Below are 17784 nucleotides of genomic sequence, written 5' to 3'. Positions count from 1 at the left end.
AAACATGGGGAAATTTCTTGCTGCATCCCGCTGGGGTGCGGGCAGCGCCGTTGCAGCGGCATTGATGGCGCAGGCGGTTCCGGCCTTTGCCGAGGAACAGCGCTTCGATCTCGACATTCCGTCGCAGAGCCTGGGCAGCGCCCTGCGCAGCTTCGCTTCGGCGGCGCGGCAGCAGGTCATCTTTGACGGCGCTTCGGTGGCGAACCGCACGGTGCCTGCACTCAAGGGCAGCTTCACCGCCCGCGCCGCGCTGGGCCAGCTGCTGCGCGGCACCGGGCTGACGGCGGAGCAGGGCGCGTCGGGCGTCTTCGTGGTCCGCCGTGCTCCGGTGTCTCCAGTACCGGCTTCGCAGGCGCAGCCGGCGGCCGATACCGGAGGCGACGAACCCGAAATGACCGAACTGGTCGTGACCGGCTCGCGCATCCGGCGCACCGAGTTCGATTCCCCGATCCCCGTGGTGGCGCTCCAGAAGGAGGACATCTCCGAGCACGGCTACCGCGACCTTGCCGAAGCCCTGCAGGACATTCCCGGCGTGGATCAGGGCCTCAACCTTTCGGCAGGCCAGACCTCCACGCAGACCAACGGCCTTTCGACCGTCAGCCTGCGCGGCCTCGGCCAGAATCGTACGCTTACGCTGATCGACGGTCATCGCACCGTGTCCAACGTCGGCAATTCGAACGCGGTGAGCCTCAGCACGATCCCGACCTTTCTGGTGGACCGGATCGATGTCAGCACGGGCGGTGCTTCGGCCGTCTACGGGTCCGACGCGATCGCCGGTGTCGTCAACATCATGACCGACAACAACCTGATCGGGATCAAGGGAAGGGCAGCGGGCACCGCCACGAACGACGGCGGCGGCGACGGCACGGAATACTCGCTCGCCGCAGGCGGCAAGTTCCTTGACGACCGGCTTTATCTGATGGCCACCGGGACTTACGAGAAGCAGTACGCCCTCAGCGCAAGGGATCGCGACTGGGCACTGGAATCGGTCAGCTACGATGCCACCAGCAACACGGTCTCCTCGCCCGCGCTCAGCAGCTACACGCCGGGCGGACGCTTCCTCAGCAGCCGCGGCGCCTATTATTATGACGAGAACGGCCTTCAGTCGGGCTTCGTGACGGCCGAAAACGGCTACGATTCCCGCACCAACGGCACGCTCATCGTCCCGCGCGAGAGCATCAGCGCGGCCGGCAAGATCGGCTACGAATTCAGCGACAGCCTGAAGTTCAAGGCGACGGTGCTCTATTCGCGGATCACCACCAATTCGCTTCGCGAACCCTATTACCTGTCCAACTCGTCCAGCTACGGCGTCAACGACGAGTTCACGCTGGGCCGTCTGTCCCGCACCAATCCGTTCGTGCCGGACGTGATCGCCGCCGCCTCGACCAGTTCCGGGATCGATTTCCGCCGCCGCCTTACCGAGGTGGGCCAGATGGCGATCGACAACAAGCGCGAGACCTGGCGGACCTGGGCCGGGTTCGAGGGCACCGTCTTCGGCAACTGGAACTGGGACGTGACTTACGGCTTCGGCCGCTTCGAACAGAACCAGACCCGGACCAACGGCGTCAATTACCAGCACGTCCAGTACGCCCTCAACGCGACCCGGCTGAGCGACGGTTCGATCGTCTGCGCCGACGAGGCCGCACGGGCGGACGGCTGCGTGCCGCTCAACATGTTCGGCATCGGCTCGATCAGCGATGCCGCCGCCGACTATATTCGCGGCAATGTCTGGTATCAGTCGATCAACAGCCAGCACACGCTCAGCGGCAACCTCACGGGCACGCTGTTCGAACTGCCCGCCGGTCCGGTCCAGATCGCCACCGGCTTCGAGCTGCGCCGCGACCATACCGAGACCCATACCGACGAACTGACCGCGAGCGGCTACAGCAACTTCGCCTATATCCCTGAATATGCGGGAACGGTGAAGGTCGGCGAAGCCTATGCCGAGGCGAATGTGCCGCTGCTGCGCGACATTCCGCTGATCTATCGCCTCAGCCTCGACGGGGCGGTGCGCGTGGCGCGCTACAACCTCTCCGGGGTCGGCACCACGCTGAGCTACCGGGCCGGCGCGCAGTGGGAACCGGTTCGCGGCATGAACCTGCGCTCCACGTTCAGCCGCGCCCAGCGCGCGCCGGACACGACGGAGCTCTATTCGCCGCCGCGTGACGATTACGACACCGTGGTCGATATCTGCAGCGGCGTTACCGCCGCCACCGCAGGAACGGTTGCCGACAACTGCCGCAGCAACGCCGGGATTGCCGCAGCCATCGCGGCGGACGGCGTGTTCAGGCAGGACAGCACCAGCGTGAACGCCCCCAATGCGGGCAATGCCGATCTCAAGGAAGAGACCGCCTATACCTTCACCGCCGGCGTGGTGGTGAACCCCGGCTTCCTTCCCGGTTTCCAGGCCAGCGTGGACTATTACGACATCCGGGTGAAGGATGCGATTTCGGCGCTGTCGAACACCAACCAGATGCTCGAATGCTATTCGGATGCGGAAGGCTACGGCAACCGCTTCTGCGATGCGATTACCCGCGATGCCGAGGGCCAGATCACCCGCCTGGTGAACCAGCAGGAGAACCTCGACGAACTGCGCGCCCGCGGCATCGACGTGGCGGTGGCGTACCAGTTCCGCCCGGAAGTCATCCCCGGCAACATCCAGTTCTCGCTCAACTACAACCACCGGCTGGAACTGGGCACCAAGTACCAGGGCATCGCCAGCCAGTCCTCGGAAAACTGGCTGGGCGAAGTCGGCACCTCGAAGGACAGCGCCAAGGCCAGCCTCGCCTGGAACTCCAAGCGCTTCATGCTGAAGTGGACCACGGTCTACATCGGCAAGGCCGTGGACAGCAACGAGGCGGCGGCCAGCTTCGCGGCGGCAGGGATCACCGATCCCCTGTTCCTCAATGTGCCGGCCTACTGGCGCCATGACCTGAGCTTCCGCATCACGCCGCCGCTGGCCAATCCGAACCTGCGGATCTTCGGCTCGGTCCGCAACGTGTTCAACAAGTACGGACCGTTCCTTCCGGACGGCACCGAAAGCGGCAGCCAGTACAACTACAACTCGGTCTATGGCGTGACCGGCCGTTCCTTCACGCTCGGAGCTCAGTTCCAGTTCTGAGCCCGGCGCGGGGGAGGGGCGGTTTCTCTCCCCCCGCACATTTTCAAAGTCCATCCCCCTCCCGGCGGTGCCTGCGTGCCGCCGGGCCTTTTGACGCGAGATGCCCATGGTCGCCGCTTCCCGAATGTTCCGTTCACTGCTTCTGGCCGCCGCGCTGGCGCCTGCCCTGCCCGCCGTTCCGGCCTTCGCCGGAGAGGATGCCGCCGTGCGCGCGCGCGCCACGATGGGGGCGGTGGACCTGCTGAGCATCGCGCGGGCAGGCAGTTCGCTTCCCGCGAACGACGGTTCCTCGATCCTCTACCGGGTGTCGCAGGCGGATTGGAAGAAGAACCACGCGGTGACGGAGCTGTGGAGCGTCGATACCGCGTCGGGCAAGCCGCGCCGGATGCTGGCGGACGGCGGAACCGATGCCGCCTGGTCGCCCGATGGGCGCACGATCGCCTTCGTGGACCGCCGGGACGAGGACAAGGCGAGCCAGATCTACCTGCTTCCCGCTGATGGCGGCGAAGCGCGCAAGCTGACCACGCTGCGCACCGCCCCTGCCGATCTGGTCTGGTCGGGCGACGGAAAGTCGATCTATTTCCTGGCGAACCTTCCCGACGGCAAGGAACTGGCGGCGCGCAAGAAGGAGCGCGACGACATGATCGCCTTCGAATCCCCCGGCGCCCGCCGCGCATTGTGGAAGGCCGATCTCGCCACCGGCAAGGCCGAGAAGATCGTCTCCGGAGACTTCGAGGTGCGCGGCTTCGATATTTCCGCCGATGGCGGCGTCCTGCTCTACCGGCGCGCCACCTCGCGGCTGCTCGACGATCAGGCCGCCTCGGAACTGTGGGTCCGCGTGAACGGCGATAAGGGTAACGGCGCGGATCGCCGGTTGACCGACAACGATTACCAGGAAATGGGCGCGCGCCTTGCGCCGGATGGCCGCTCCGCGCTGTTCCGCGCCAATGCGCGCGAAGGGCATTACGGCACGTTCAACGCCAATCTTTTCGTGGTGGACCTCGCCACCGGGAAAATCCGCGAACTCGCCGATGGTCCGCCCTGGGCGATCGAGGAGGCGCTGTGGTCCGCCGACAGCCGCACGATCTACTTCACCGCGCAGGAAGGCGTGCGCACCGGGCTCTACGCGGTGCCGGCCGCCGGTGGCCGCTGGCGCAAGGTGGCGGGCGGGGACAGCGTGATCTCCTCCATCGCGCTTTCCCGCGACGGGCGGATGCTGACTTATACCGAACGCAGCGCGCTTCAGCCCGAGGAAGTGCTGCGGCTGGACCCGCGCAGCCCGCGCCCGCTTCGCGTCACGCACCTCAACGACGGCATCGCCGAGCGCTACCGCCTGCCCCGGCAGGAAGCGATCCACTGGACCGCGCCGGACGGACAGGCACTGGAAGGGCTGGTGACCTTCCCGCTCGACTATGTGCCCGGCCATGCCTATCCCACGATCGTGCAGAGCCACGGCGGTCCGCGCTCTGCGGACCAGTTCAACGTCTTCGCCTATGGCCGTTTCCTGCCGCTGCTGGCGGCGCGCGGGGTGCTCGTGCTCAGCGTCAACTATCGCGGCGGCACCGGCTACGGCGACACGTTCCTCCAGGGCATGAATGCGGGTTATTTCCGCCATGCCGACAAGGACGTGCTGTCCGGCGTCGACGAACTCGTGCGGCGCGGCATGGCCGATCCCGACCGGCTCGGCATGATGGGCTGGAGCGCGGGCGGCCACATGACCGCCCGGCTGGAGACGGTCACCGACCGTTTCAAGGCGGCGGTTGTCGGCGCGGGCGCGGTGGACTGGCCCTCGATGTATCTCGGCTCGGACACGCGCTGGCAGCGCAAGGAGTGGTTCGTGACGCCGCCTTACGGCACAACCGCCCGGCGCGATCTCTATCAGGACTATTCGCCGCTCGCCGCCGTCGACAAGGTGACGACGCCCACGCTGATCCTGGCCGGTGCGCAGGACGAACGCGTGCCCTCGGCGCAATCGGTGATGTATTACCGCGCGCTCTCGGCGCTCGGGGTGGATACCGCGCTCTACCTTGCCCCGCGTGAGCCGCACAACTTCCGCGAACTGCGCCACCGCCTGTTCCAGATCAACGTGCAGATGGACTGGTTCTCCGCCCGCGTGTTCGGCGGGGCTTACGAGCCGGAAAAGGCCCCGGCTTCCGGCAAGGGCGAAGATGCGGCCGAAACGGATGCCGCATTCACGGGCGTGCCGGCCGAGTGATCGGCCTCAGGCGGCGCGCAGGTCGAACGCCTGGCGCGCCGCTTCGACTTCGTCGAAATTATCCACGGTCCAGCGGTACAGCGTCTTGAACGGCGCGTGGAGCGAGCGGCCGAGCCCGGTGATCTCGTACTCCACACCCACCGGCGATGTCGGGATCACCCGGCGCGAAAGCAGGCCGTTGCGCTCCAGCTTGCGCAGGCACTGGGTGAGCGCTTTCTGCGTCACGCCTTCAAGATGGCGCTTGATGGAATTGAAACGCATCGGGCCCGGGTCCAGCACGGTGAGGACCATCATCGACCACTTGTCGGCGATCTGGTCGAACAGCAGACGGCTCGGGCAGTTGATGTCGAAGTGCTGGCATTCGGGCAAGCGGTATCCTCCAGTATACCTAGGCTATCAAAGGTGCCTCATTGACGCTAGGTTTCCAGATTATACCTAATGGCCACCTGCTTCAACGGAGACTTTTCGAGCATGTCGGCATCCGCCACCGAAACCCTGTTCCGCCCGATCACCATCGGTTCGCTCTCGCTGCCCAACCGCATCGTCATGGCGCCGATGACGCGCGGCTTCGCGCCCGAGGGTATTCCCGGCGCCCCGCAGGCGGCCTATTACCAGCGCCGTGCCGAGGGCGGTGTCGGTCTGATCCTCTCGGAAGGCACGGTCGTCGATCGGCCCGCGTCGCGCAACATGGCGGGCATTCCGCTGTTCCACGGCGATGAGGCGCTGGCCGGCTGGGAACAGGTTATCGGCGCCGTCCACGCCGCCGGCGGCAGGATGGGCCCGCAGATCTGGCACACCGGATCGACCGTCGGCCCGGACGGCTGGGACCCCGGCGTGCCGGTTGAAAGCCCCTCAGGCCTGCTCGCCCCCGGCCAGCCGCGCGGAGAGGCGATGAGCGAGGAAGCCATAGCCGATACCGTTGCCGCCTTCGCCCGCGCCGCCGCCGATGCCAAGCGCCTCGGCTTCGATACCGTCGAGATTCACGGCGCGCACGGCTATCTGATCGACCAGTTCTTCTGGGCCGGCACCAACGAGCGGACGGACCGCTACGGCGGCGCGACCATTCGCGAACGTTCGCGGTTCGCGGGCGAAGTGGTTTCGGCGGTCCGCGAGGCGGTTGGCCCCGGATATCCGATCATCCTGCGCCTCAGCCAGTGGAAGCAGCAGGACTACCGCGCCCGTCTGGCCGAAACGCCCGAGGCGATGGCCGATTGGCTGCAGCCCCTGGTCGATGCCGGTGTCGATGTCCTGCACTGCTCGCAGCGCCGTTTCTGGGAGCCGGAATTCGCCGAAATCGACGGTGAAAAGGGCCTCAATTTCGCAGGCTGGGCCAAGAAGCTGACCGGTGCGACCACGATCAGCGTCGGTTCGGTGGGGCTCTCGGGGGAGTTCCTGGCGGCCTTCGGCGGCGAAAGCTCGCAATCGACCGGCCTCGGCGATCTGGTCGAGCGTATGGAGCGCGACGAATTCGACCTGATCGCGGTGGGCCGCGCGCTCATCAGCGATCCCGACTGGGTGGCCAAGGTGCGTGACGGCGAAGGCGAAAAGCTCAAGGGCTTCGACGCCGCCGCGCTCGGCGAACTGGTCTGATCGGTTCCCTGCCGCGGAGCATGGCCTTCATGCTCCGCGGCAGGAAATTCCCCCTCTCCGCTCAGGCCGCGCATCCCTCCGCGCCTGCTGATGGCCGTCTTGTAAGCCAGCCGTAAGGTAAGCCGAACTAGGCTGCGCGAACGTGCAGACCGGGCCGGTTCCGGTCGGCTGCGTGTTATCGGATCAGCGCATGCAAGTGGGGGATGGTGTCCAAGATGATCTCGGCCGTCGGTCATTCCGGGGAAGATTTCGGCACGCTAGGTGACGAGGGGCGTGAGCGGCACGCCCATGGCGCAAGTCTGCTTGCGGGCGGGTTGTTCGCGGCGAAGGCCCTTTCGGCACGGAGCCCAGCGCGCGGGCTGCGGCTGCTGGCGCTGGCGCTGTTGGGCGGCGTGGCCAGTTGCGGCCCGGCGAAGATCGTCGAGGCACCGCCGCCGCCGCCGCCGGTCGTGGTGATCCCGCCCCGGCCGATGCCTCCGGTAGGCGCCGCGCCCAACATGGTGATCCCCGCGCTGGCGGCGGACGGCCTGCGCCATACCGTCAACACCGGGGTTTCGCCCGCGCAGGCCGTGTGGAACCTGCGCTCCGCCTACAATGTCGCGGCGCTCAACTGCATGGGCGCGCAATATGCGCCGATCCTGCCGGGCTATGCCGATTTCCAGAAACGCCATGCCAAGGCGCTGGCGGCCGCGAACAAGACGCTGGACAAGGAGTACCGCACCCGCTTCGGCGCCAAGGGCGTGCGCGAACGCGAGGCGTACCAGACCCAGGTCTACAACTTCTTCGCCCTGCCCCCGGTGGTGCCTGCGCTCTGCAATGCGGCGCTGGCGCTGACGGTCGATCTCGAAAACGTGCCGGCGGGCCAGCTCGATGCCTTCGCGCCTTCCGGCCTTGCGAAAGCGGAAGCGCCGTTCACGGAATTCTACAACAGCTACGAGCAGTACCGTGCCGACCTGGCGGCGTGGGAAGCCCGTTTCGGCGCGGCCAGCGCCGCTGCGGTCGAGGCGACCCCGCTGGCGGCGGCGAGATAGCGGCGCGCACGACGCCGATCTCTCCCGGTGCATTTCTCCTTTCCGCGTACTATAGGGTATGCGGATAATGCACGCCCAAAGGGCGGCACGACAGGAGAAGTGGGCAATGACGCGTCTGACGCGAAGTGAAAGCCAGGCGTTGACGCGCCTGCGGCTGTTGAAATCCGCGCGCGACCTGTTCCGGCGCGATGGCTATGCGGTAACTTCGGTGGACCGGATCGCCGAAGCCGCCGGCTACAGCAAGGGCGCGGTCTATTCCAACTTCGAGGGCAAGGAGGCGATCTTCCTCGCCGTGCTTGAAACCGAGTCCGAGGAGAACCTCGGCAAGCTGCTGAAGCGCCTCGATCGCGCCGAAACGCTGGACGCGGTGGTCGATGTGCTGGCCGAATGGGCGGATGAACGCTCGAAAAGCGGCGGATGGTCGCTCACCGTGCTCGAACATGCGCGGGTCGCGCCTATGGGTTCGGCCTCGCTCCGGCGGCAGGAGGAGATCGTGCGCGCGCAGTGGCGCAGGCTCGGCGCCTATCTGCTCGAACGTTTTCCGGGGGTCGCCTCCGATGGCGAAGTGCTGGGCGCGCTGCTGTTCGAGATCGCTTATGCCCCCGCGCTCACTTTCGTTACCGCGCCTGGCGCCGGGGCGCTCGTCCGCTTTGCCCTGCCGCCGCTGCTGGCCCGCGAAAGGCAGGGTGAGTTGGCGATCGCCGGATGATAATTTCGGGTCGGGGTTGAATTTCAAAGACCGGGTAGTATCCTGAATCCCATCGGTGTCCGGTTCGCGGATGCCGCGGAGATTACCTCATGAACGATCGCAACAGGCGCTTCGGCGCCCTGTGTCCGCGCGCCTCCGGCAGGCCGCCGTCGCCCCGCGAACCGGCGCGCCAGAACCGCCGCTGAGCCTGCAAAGCCGGCGTGCGCGAACCGCCGCCGGTCTTTCCGTCCGCTCCGACAACCAGAATGCCCATCCGGTCGTTATCCAGGTTTCGGCCCGTGATGACGCGCACCTCCCGTATTGATCCATCCGGCAAGGAACCATCATGTCGATCTCGAATTCGCCCGGTCCGCTCGACCAGCCCGTCACCCTCCACGTCTGGAAGGAGAAGTACCGGCACGCCGACGAGCAGAGCCCCTCGGACACGTTCCGGCGCGTGGTGGCGGGCGTCTATGCGAAGGACGACGGCGCGCACGCGGCTGAGGCGTTTGCGGCGCTGGAGGCTCGGGACTGGGTGCCCGGCGGGCGCATCTTCGCGGGTGCGGGCACCGGCAAGCGGGTGACGTGGATCAACTGCTTCGTCAGCCCCACGATCCAGGATTCGATGGATACCGAGCCGGACCTGCCCGGCGCCGGGATCATGGACGCGCTCAAGGTCGCGGCCTTCACCCAGCAGCAGGGCGGCGGCATCGGCATGGATTTCGGCACCATCCGGCCCGACGGGGCTGTGGTGGGGCGGACCAATTCGGTCTCTTCGGGCGTGATCCCGTTCATGGTGATGTGGGACGGCATGTGCGTCACCATCCGCTCCAGCGGATCGCGGCGCGGGGCGATGATGGCGATGCTGCCCATCTGGCACCCTGACGTGATCGCCTTCACCGAGGCGAAAACCCGCAAGGACGTGCTCAGGAACTTCAACGTCTCGGTCGCGGTGACGGACGATTTCATGGCCGCACTGGACGCCGATGCCGACTGGGACCTGGGCTTTCACGTGCCGCGCGCCGATGGCGCCCATGTTGCGGTGACCGAGCGCGACGGCCGGCCCTGGTACGTCTACCGGCGGATCAGGGCGGCGGACCTGTTCGACCTCATCACCCGCACGACTTACGAATATGCCGAACCGGGCGTGGTCTTCATCGACCGGGTGAACCGGCTGAACAACCTCTCCTATTGCGAGACGATCTCGGCCACGAACCCTTGCGGGGAACAGCCGCTGCCCCCCAATGGCGACTGCGATCTGGGCCATGTGAACCTTGCGAACATGGTGCTCGAACCTTTCGGCGATGCGGCGCGGGTCGACTGGGAGCGGCTGAAGGAGACCGTGCGGATCGGCGTGCGGTTCCTCGACAACGTGCTGGAAACCTCGCCTTTCCCGACCGAGGAACAGCGCCTCGAAGCGCAGGACAAGCGCCGTGTCGGCCTTGGCTTCACGGGGCTGGGCAACCTGCTCCAGCAGTTGCGCCTGCCCTATGGCCGCGATGCGGTGCCGATGGTGGAGGAGATTTGCGCGTTCATGGCGGCCGAGGCCTATCGCGCCTCGATCGAACTGGCGCGCGAGCGTGGCAGCTTCCCTGCCTATGACGCGGAGGCGTTCGGCCGCGCGCCGATGCTGGACCGTCTGCCGCAGGACATCCGCAAGGCCATCGCGAAGCACGGCATCCGCAACGGCGTGCTGCTGACGATCGCGCCCACGGGCACGACCAGCATCTTCTACGGCAATGTCAGTTCCGGCATCGAGCCCAGCTTCTCCTGGCGCTACAACCGCGCCGTCGTGGTTGAGCAGACCGCGACCGAGCAGAAGACCGAGAGCTTCGCGGTCGAAGACTATGGCTGGTATCTCTACAGCCGCCTGCCGGAATTCGATCCGGCAGCGCCGCTGCCGCCCTATATGGTGACCGCGCTGGAGCTTTCGGTGGAGGATCACATCGCGGTTGCGGCGGCGGCGCAGAAGTGGATCGACGCGGCGATTTCCAAGACCATCAACTGCCCGGCCGACATGTCCTACGATGCGTTCAGGGCGGTCTACCTCACCGCCTGGGAAAGCGGGATGAAGGGCTGCACCACTTACCGGCCCAGCGGGGTGCGCGGTTCGGTCCTGTCGGAACCCGTGGCGGAATCGTCGGCGGAACCGAAGCGGGAAGCCGGGCATCTTGAACCGGCGAAGCCCGCCTTCCCGGGCGACACGCCCGTGCCCGTCCGCCCGCAAGTGCTGCCCGGCAAGACCATCAAGATCAAATGGCCGGTGGACGGCGAGAACTACTACCTGACGATCAACGACTATGTCGCCCAGGATGGTCGGCGCATTCCCTTCGAGATCTTCATCAACACCAGTTCGGCGGAGAACTTCGAGACGATGGCCGCGCTGACCCGCACGCTTTCCGCCGTGTGCCGCCGGGGTGACGCGCGCTTCATCTTCGAGGAACTGGAACGGGTTCACTCGGCCAAGGGCGGGGCTTTCGTGGCGCTCGATCACGATACCAAGGGCAGCTACGCGCCCAGCCTGATCGCCCTCATCGGCCGCATCCTGCGCGAACATGCGCAGGGGCAGGAGGAGGGCGCCCCCGCTTTGGCCCCCGCTTTGGCCCCCGCTTCGGGGGCGGGCGAGGGGGAGGAGTGCCCCAACTGCAGGCAGCCGGCCGCGCACATGCAGGAGGGCTGCCTCACCTGCACCCAGTGCGGCTTCAGCAAGTGCGGCTGAACGGATGCGCCCATGGCAGCGGAGATTGACGCGGGTCATTTCGCGCCTCTCGTCCGCCTGCCATGGGAAGCTATCAATCGCTTTCGAATGGCTCGGAAATTCGCATGACGAGATATGACGTGATCGTGGTCGGCGGCGGGCCGGCGGGGCTTGCCTTTGCCCGCTCGCTCGCCGGGACCGGGCTGAAGCTGGCGCTGGTCGAACGGCAGCCGCGCAGGGCGCTTGCCGAACCGGGATGCGACGGGCGCGAGATCGCCCTCACGCACCGTTCGGAGGCCTCGCTCAAGGCGCTGGGGGCATGGCAGGCGATCGATCCGGCCGAAATCTCGCCCTTGCGCGAAGCCCGCGTGCTGAACGCAGGCTCTCCCTTCGCGCTGGCCTTCGATACCGGCGGCACGGGGGAGGACCGGCTCGGCCAGCTCGTGCCCAATCACCTGATCCGCCGCGCGCTGTTCGCGGTCACTCACGCGCAGCCGGGGGTGGACCTGCTGGCCGGCGCGGCGGTGTCTTCGGCGCGGGCCACGCGGGAGGGGGCCGTGGTTGAACTCGCGGATGGCCGCAGGCTGGAGGCGCGCCTGCTGGTCGCGGCGGATTCGCGGTTCTCGGCGGTGCGCGAACAGCTCGGCATCGCGGCGGAAGTGAACCGCACCGGACGCGCGATGATGGTCTGCCGTGTTGCCCATGAACGCGACCATGAAGGGATTGCCACAGAGTGGTTCGACTATGGCCAGACCATCGCCATGCTGCCGCTTCGCGGGCGGATGTCCTCGGCGGTGCTGACGCTGGATGCTGCCGGGATCGAGGCGCTCGCCGCGCTGGACGCCGAGGCGCTGGGGGCCGAGATCACCCGGCGCTTCCAGTCGCGGCTGGGGCGGATGACAGTGGTGCCCCAGCCGGGAATGGCGGGCCCCGGAGTCTATCCGCTGGCGACGACTTATGCGCGCCATTTCGCGGCGGAGCGTGCCGCGCTGATAGGCGATGCCGCCGTGGGCATGCATCCGGTGACGGCGCATGGCTTCAACCTGGGGCTGGCCGGGGCGCTGCGGCTGGGCGGGCTGGTGGCCGATGCGGCGCGCCATGGCCGCGACATCGGCTCGCCCTGGCTGCTGCGCCGCTACGAGGCGGCGCACCGTTTCGCCAGCCGCCCGATCTATGCCGGGACGAACGCCATCGTCGGGCTCTATACGGCGGAGCATCCCGCGGCGAAGGCGGCGCGCCATGTGGCCTTGCGGGCGGCGCAGCGGCTGCCGCGCCTGCGCCATGGGGTCAGCCGGATGCTGATGCAGCCCTGACGCCTTCGGACATACTTGCGAGGACCGCCCCCGGACCGCCGTGTCGGCGGCCGGGGGCGTCCGGTTTGCCTCAGGGACGCTGGGCGGCCGTGGCGTCGCGGGTGGCGCGGAATTCGCTGTCCTGCGACCAGTTCGGCCAGACATGGCCGTTCGCAAGGCGATTGCCGAGGTTGTAGAGCAGCGTCATGTCGCCGACCCAGCTGCTGGTGTTCCAGCTGGCGTCGTACTCGTCGGCGGGCTGGTGATAGCGATCGCGCGTGTAGATGTCGGCCAGTTCCTTGCCGCGCGCCGCGCCGCCGTTCACCAGTTCGTTGCCCGCATCGTAGGAAATGGCGGGAACGCCGCGCTTGGCCATCGGGAAGTGGTCCGACCGGTAGAAGCTGCCCGCTTCCGGCCGCGAGTCCGGGGTGTAGTGCCGGCCCAGCTTGCCGCCTTCCTCGGTCAGCATGGTCAGCAGATCGAGCTTGGCCGCGCCGGAGATGCTGAAGTCCGTGGTCTTTTCGATTGCGAAGGGGCCGTCCATGTTGATGACCCCGGCGGTGGTGGCCAGCGGGCGCAGCGGGTTGTCGGCATAGAATTCCGAGCCGAGCAGGCCCTTTTCCTCGGCCGTCACGGCCAGGAACAGTACCGAACGCTGCGGCGGCGGGCCGCCGGCATAGCTGCGGGCGAGTTCGAGCAGGGCGGCGGTGCCGGAGGCGTTGTCGAGCGCGCCGTTGTAGATGCGGTCGCCCTTCGCATCGGGCAGGCCGACGCCGAGGTGATCCCAGTGGGCCGAATAGATCACCGTCTCGTCCGGGTACTTCGAACCACGCACGAGACCCGCCACGTTGTAGGACGTGATGATGTCCGACTTGACCGCATAGTCGGCGCTCATCGTCGCCTTGAGCGGGATCGGCTGGAAGTCCTTCTTGCGCGCGGCGGCCTTGGCCGCTTCGAAATCGATGCCCGAAGCCTTGAGGAGCTGCGCGGCGAGATCCTTCTGGATCCAGCCTTCCATCTGCGTGTGCGCGGCCCTGGGATCGGCGCGCACGATGTCGAACATGGTGTTGGTGTTGGAGTTCTTCACGGTGGCCCAGCCGTAGGAGGCAGGCGCGCTTTCATGGACGACCAGCACGCCCGCGGCGCCCTGGCGGGCGGCTTCCTCGTACTTGTAGGTCCAGCGGCCGTAATAGGTCATCAGCTTGCCGCCGAAATCGCCTTCGCCGCCCTCGAAATCGGGGTCGTTGACGAGCACGACCATGATCTTGCCCTTGAGATCGACGCCCTTGAAATCGTCCCAGCCGCGTTCGGGGGCCTTCACCCCGTAGCCGACGAAGACCAGCGGCAGGTCCTTGAAGGCGACCGAGGACTGGCCGGTTTCGGCGGCGCGCACGGCGATCTGTTCACCTTGCGAAAGCGGGGTGGCGGCGCTGCCGATGGTCATCGCAAGGTTGGGCGTGCCGACGATGTTCGACATGCGCAGCGGCACGCTCTGGAACCAGGAACCCTTGTCTCCGGCAGGCTGGAGCCCGGCGGCCTTCATCTGCGCGGCGATGTAGTCGATGGTCTTCTTCTCGCCGGGGGTGGCCGGGCCGCGTCCCTCGAAATCGTCGCTGGAAAGCGTCTTGATGTCGTTCGAGATACGGGCGACGTCGAACTTCGGCGCCGGCGCGGCCAGGGCGGCGGTGGATGCCGAAAGCAGCGCGCCGAGCGCCAGCGTGCGCAGCGACTTGCGCGGGAAACGGAAGGTGAGGGAGGTCATCGAAGCTCCTTGGCCGGTCGGCCGGACAGAGGTCTGGATCGGATCGATCCGCTGCCGCCCAAAATGCCGATCCGGCGGGCAATGTCGATAGGGCGGATGACGGTTTTTCGACAGTTTGCGTGTTCGGCGGCAGCGCAATCGATTTCGCGGGAGAACCATGGCGCAAGCGGAAATCGCGCCTTGCAGCCTGCGCGTAATATCGTATACGATCTTATTTTCTGCTTTGCGCTCCCATCGCATACGAGGTTTTCCGCCAGATGTCGTCTCTTGCCCGCGCTCCGCGTTTCATCGGAATTGCCGCGGTTTGCGCCGCGATCCTGTCGTCCGCCGGCGCCGTGGCGGCGCCCGGACGCGCCGATATCGACCGCTCCATCGCCCTGCGCGAGAACTGGCAGTACCTCACCCGCGACGTGGCCTGGCCCGCGCACTGGACGCCGGATGGCGCGGCCTTCTCCTATCGCAAAACGGTGGAGGGCGGCTTCGCCTTCGAAACCGTGGACGCCCGCACGCTTGCGCGCAGCCCCGCCTTCGACCAGCAGCGCCTTGCCGCCGCATTGACGGCGGCGCTGGGCCGCCCGGTGCAGGCGCTGCGCCTGCCGTTTGCCGATTTCGACTATGCCGGAGACCGCCAGACCATCCAGTTCTGGCTCGACGAGGACGGCTGGCGCTGCACGCTGGCGGACTATGTCTGCGAAAAGCAGGAAGACCCGCGCCGTCCGCGCGGCTTCGGCGTGGTGCGCGATCTTTCCATTCCGGCGGACAATCACCCGCGTCTTTCACCCGACGGCAAGTGGGAAGCCACGGTGGAGGACGACAACCTCGTGCTGCGCGCCGCGGGCACCACGCAGGCCGTCCGCCTGAGCACGGACGGATCGGCGGGCAATTTCTACGATCCCGAAACCATCGCCTGGTCGCCTGACAGCCGCCACCTGATGATCTACCGCGTTCGCCCCGGCTACGCGCGCCATGTCCTTCGGGTCGAGGCGGCGCCGGAGGGCAAGGGGCAGCCGGGCCTGCGGACCCAGCTCTATCCCAAGCCCGGCGATGCCGTGGATCAGGAGCAGCCGGTGCTGTTCGACGTTGCCGAAAGGCGCCAGACCGTGGTGGACCCGGCGCTGTTCCCCAACGCCTACGAACTGTCCGGCCCGCGCTGGCGGGCAGACGGCAGGAGCGTGGAATTCGATTATGTGCGGCGCGGCTTCGGGCAGGCGCGGATCGTCTCGGTCGATGCCGCCAGCGGCGCGGCCCATGCCGCCGTCACCGAGGACGCGAAGACCTTCGTCTATGCCGATCGCCGCTATTCCCACGATGTGAAGGGGCTGGGCAACGAGATCGTCTGGGCTTCCGAGCGCGATGGCTGGAACCATCTCTACCTGATCGACGGGCGCACCGGCAAAGTGAAGAACCGCATCACCACCGGCCAGTGGGTGGTGCGCGAGGTCGTCAGGGTCGATGACGAAAAGCGCCGGATCTGGTTCGTCGCCAGCGGCATGAATGCGGGCGAAGACCCCTATTTCCGCCATTACTACAGCATCGATTTCGATGGCCGGAACCTGACGCCGCTCACCCCCGAGCGTGCGGACCACACCGTCAGCTTCTCGCCCGACATGCAGTACTTCGTCGATACCTATTCGCGCGTGGACCTGCCCAATGTCAGCGAACTTCACCGCACGGCGGACGGCGCGCTGGTGCAGACGATCGCCAAGGGCGACATCAGCCGCCTGACCGCTGCCGGGTTCCGCGCGCCGGAAGTCTTCACCGCCAAGGGGCGTGACGGCAAGACCGACATCTGGGGCCTCGTCGTGCGCCCGCGCGATTACGATCCGGCGAAGAAGTACCCGGTGATCGAGAACATCTACGCCGGGCCGCACGACAGCTTCGTGCCCAAGAGCTTCTGGCCCTTCGGCTATCATTCGGGCGGCGACAAGGTGATCGGGATGCAGGCGCTGGCCGATCTCGGCTTCATCGTCGTCCAGATCGACGGCATGGGCACGGCCAACCGGTCCAAGGCGTTCCAGGACGTGGCGTGGAAGAACCTCCAGGATTCCGGCTTCCCCGACCGCATCCTGTGGCACAAGGCGCTGGCCGCGAAGGACCCCGCCTACGACATCGGCCGCGTCGGCATCTACGGTGCCTCGGCGGGCGGGCAGAGCACGCTCAACGCGCTGCTGTTCCATGGCGATTTCTACAAGGCGGGCGTCGCCATGGCGGGGTGCTACGACAACCGCATGGACAAGATCAGCTGGAACGAACAATGGCTCGGCTGGCCGGTGGACAAGAGCTATGCCGATGCCTCCGGCGTGGACAATGCCGCGCGGCTGCAGGGCAAGCTGTTCATGATCGTGGGCGAGCAGGACAGCAATGTCGATCCCGCCTCGACCATGCAGGTCGCCGATGCGCTCATCAAGGCGGACAAGGACTTCGACCTGCTGGTGGTGCCCGGCGGGGAGCACAGCGTGGGCCGTTCCACAGGCCCGATCGACTATGTGACGCGGCGCTTGTCCGAGTTCTTCGTGCGCAGCCTGCAGGACTGACGGCCGCGGGGCCTGCACCGGCCCCGCTACTGGCGCTGGTAGATCCGTTCCTCTCGCGCGAAATCGCGGAAGGCTTCGGCATGCGCGGAGAAGCGCAGGCTTTCCTTCGCGCCGAGGCCGAGGAAGCCCTTGCGGATCAGCGAATCCCGGAACAGGCCCACCGCCCGGTCCTGAAGCGCGCGGTCGAAGTAGATCATGACGTTGCGGCAGGACACGAGGTGCATCTCGGAGAACACCGCGTCGGTCACGAGGCTGTGGTCGTGGAAGACCACGCGTTCGCGCAGCGCGGGATCGAAGGCGGCGCCGTCCCGGCCTTGCGTGTAGTAGTCCGTCAGCGGCGCGGCGGCGCCCGAGAGCCGGTGGTTCTCGGCAAAGGCGGCCATCCGGTCCAGGGGGTAGACGCCGCGTGCGGCGGCGGCCAGCGCATCGGGGTTGATGTCGGTCGCGTAGAACTGGGTGCGTTCCTCCAGCCCTTCCTCGCGAAACAGGATGGCGAGCGAATGGAGTTCCTCGCCCGTGCTGCATCCCGCCACCCAGACTTTCAGCGAGGGATAGGTCCGCAAGTGCGGCACCACTTTTTCGCGCAGGGCGCGGAAGTAGCCGGGATCGCGGAACAGCTCGCTGACCTGCACGGTGAGGAAGGCCAGCAGGCGCGGGACCATGGCGGGATCGTGCAGCACGCGGTCCTGCATCGCCGAGAAGGTTTCCAGCCCCATCAGTTCGCGCGCCTGCCGCAGCCGCCGCTTGACCGAGGCCTGCGCATAGTTGCGAAAGTCGTAGTGGTAGCGCCGGTGCAGCGCCTCCAGCAGGAGGTGGATCTCGATATCCTCGACGGCTTGCTCGTCCATGGCGC

The 17784-nt window shown here is 67.0% G+C and carries 12 protein-coding genes; 8 read left to right on the top strand and 4 right to left on the bottom strand.

What is annotated here, in order from left to right; translation table 11 throughout:
• Window positions 1-4: 4 nt before the first annotated feature.
• Window positions 5-3121, top strand: a complete 3117-nt coding sequence (locus ACXJ16_RS23550) for a TonB-dependent receptor domain-containing protein (protein WP_463922324.1) — start codon at window positions 5-7, stop codon at window positions 3119-3121.
• 124 nt (window positions 3122-3245) lie between these two features.
• Window positions 3246-5336: an alpha/beta hydrolase family protein gene (locus ACXJ16_RS23545; protein WP_463922323.1), complete on the top strand. Its 2091-nt coding sequence runs from the start codon at window positions 3246-3248 to the stop codon at window positions 5334-5336.
• A gap of 6 nt (window positions 5337-5342) precedes the next feature.
• Here ACXJ16_RS23545 and ACXJ16_RS23540 read toward each other — a convergent pair whose 3' ends face one another.
• On the bottom strand, window positions 5343-5705 hold the full coding sequence (locus tag ACXJ16_RS23540) for a winged helix-turn-helix transcriptional regulator (RefSeq protein WP_463922322.1): 363 nt from the start codon (window positions 5703-5705) through the stop codon (window positions 5343-5345).
• 102 nt (window positions 5706-5807) lie between these two features.
• On the opposite strand from ACXJ16_RS23540, the gene ACXJ16_RS23535 reads away from it, so the two are divergent.
• The 3 genes from ACXJ16_RS23535 to ACXJ16_RS23525 all read left to right on the top strand — a co-directional run bounded on the left by ACXJ16_RS23535 (window position 5808) and on the right by ACXJ16_RS23525 (window position 8666).
• Window positions 5808-6926, top strand: a complete 1119-nt coding sequence (locus tag ACXJ16_RS23535) for an NADH:flavin oxidoreductase (protein WP_443478619.1) — start codon at window positions 5808-5810, stop codon at window positions 6924-6926.
• A gap of 215 nt (window positions 6927-7141) precedes the next feature.
• A complete protein-coding gene (locus ACXJ16_RS23530) occupies window positions 7142-7957 on the top strand; it encodes a hypothetical protein (protein WP_463923314.1) in 816 nt (271 codons plus the stop codon).
• A gap of 106 nt (window positions 7958-8063) precedes the next feature.
• Complete coding sequence (locus ACXJ16_RS23525) at window positions 8064-8666, top strand: TetR/AcrR family transcriptional regulator (protein ID WP_463922321.1); 603 nt, start codon at window positions 8064-8066, stop codon at window positions 8664-8666.
• A gap of 82 nt (window positions 8667-8748) precedes the next feature.
• On the opposite strand, the gene ACXJ16_RS23520 is transcribed toward ACXJ16_RS23525, so the two are convergent.
• The gene (locus ACXJ16_RS23520) at window positions 8749-8958 is read right to left on the bottom strand and encodes a hypothetical protein (RefSeq protein ID WP_054438636.1); all 210 of its coding nucleotides are present in this window, start codon (window positions 8956-8958) and stop codon (window positions 8749-8751) included.
• A gap of 33 nt (window positions 8959-8991) precedes the next feature.
• Between ACXJ16_RS23520 and ACXJ16_RS23515 the strand changes: the two genes are divergently transcribed.
• Window positions 8992-11364 carry an adenosylcobalamin-dependent ribonucleoside-diphosphate reductase gene (locus tag ACXJ16_RS23515; RefSeq protein ID WP_463922320.1) on the top strand — a complete coding sequence of 791 codons (2373 nt, stop codon included), beginning with the start codon at window positions 8992-8994 and terminating at the stop codon, window positions 11362-11364.
• Between the two features lie 104 nt (window positions 11365-11468).
• Window positions 11469-12656 (top strand): 5-demethoxyubiquinol-8 5-hydroxylase UbiM, encoded by a 1188-nt coding sequence (gene ubiM / locus ACXJ16_RS23510; protein WP_324699877.1) that lies wholly within the window; start codon window positions 11469-11471, stop codon window positions 12654-12656.
• A gap of 70 nt (window positions 12657-12726) precedes the next feature.
• Here ubiM and ACXJ16_RS23505 read toward each other — a convergent pair whose 3' ends face one another.
• Complete coding sequence (locus ACXJ16_RS23505; protein WP_463923313.1) at window positions 12727-14361, bottom strand: M28 family metallopeptidase; 1635 nt, start codon at window positions 14359-14361, stop codon at window positions 12727-12729.
• 293 nt (window positions 14362-14654) lie between these two features.
• Between ACXJ16_RS23505 and ACXJ16_RS23500 the strand changes: the two genes are divergently transcribed.
• Window positions 14655-16931, top strand: a complete 2277-nt coding sequence (locus ACXJ16_RS23500) for a DPP IV N-terminal domain-containing protein (protein WP_463922318.1) — start codon at window positions 14655-14657, stop codon at window positions 16929-16931.
• Between the two features lie 26 nt (window positions 16932-16957).
• On the opposite strand, the gene ACXJ16_RS23495 is transcribed toward ACXJ16_RS23500, so the two are convergent.
• Window positions 16958-17779, bottom strand: coding sequence for a CheR family methyltransferase (locus tag ACXJ16_RS23495; RefSeq protein WP_185999096.1), 822 nt, complete (start codon window positions 17777-17779; stop codon window positions 16958-16960).
• Between the last annotated feature and the right edge of the window lie 5 nt (window positions 17780-17784).

It is taken from the genome of Novosphingobium sp. TK71, assembly GCF_055361505.1.
The sequence above is the reverse complement of the archived record's forward strand: the minus strand, read 5'-3'. Positions and strand labels throughout refer to the sequence as shown.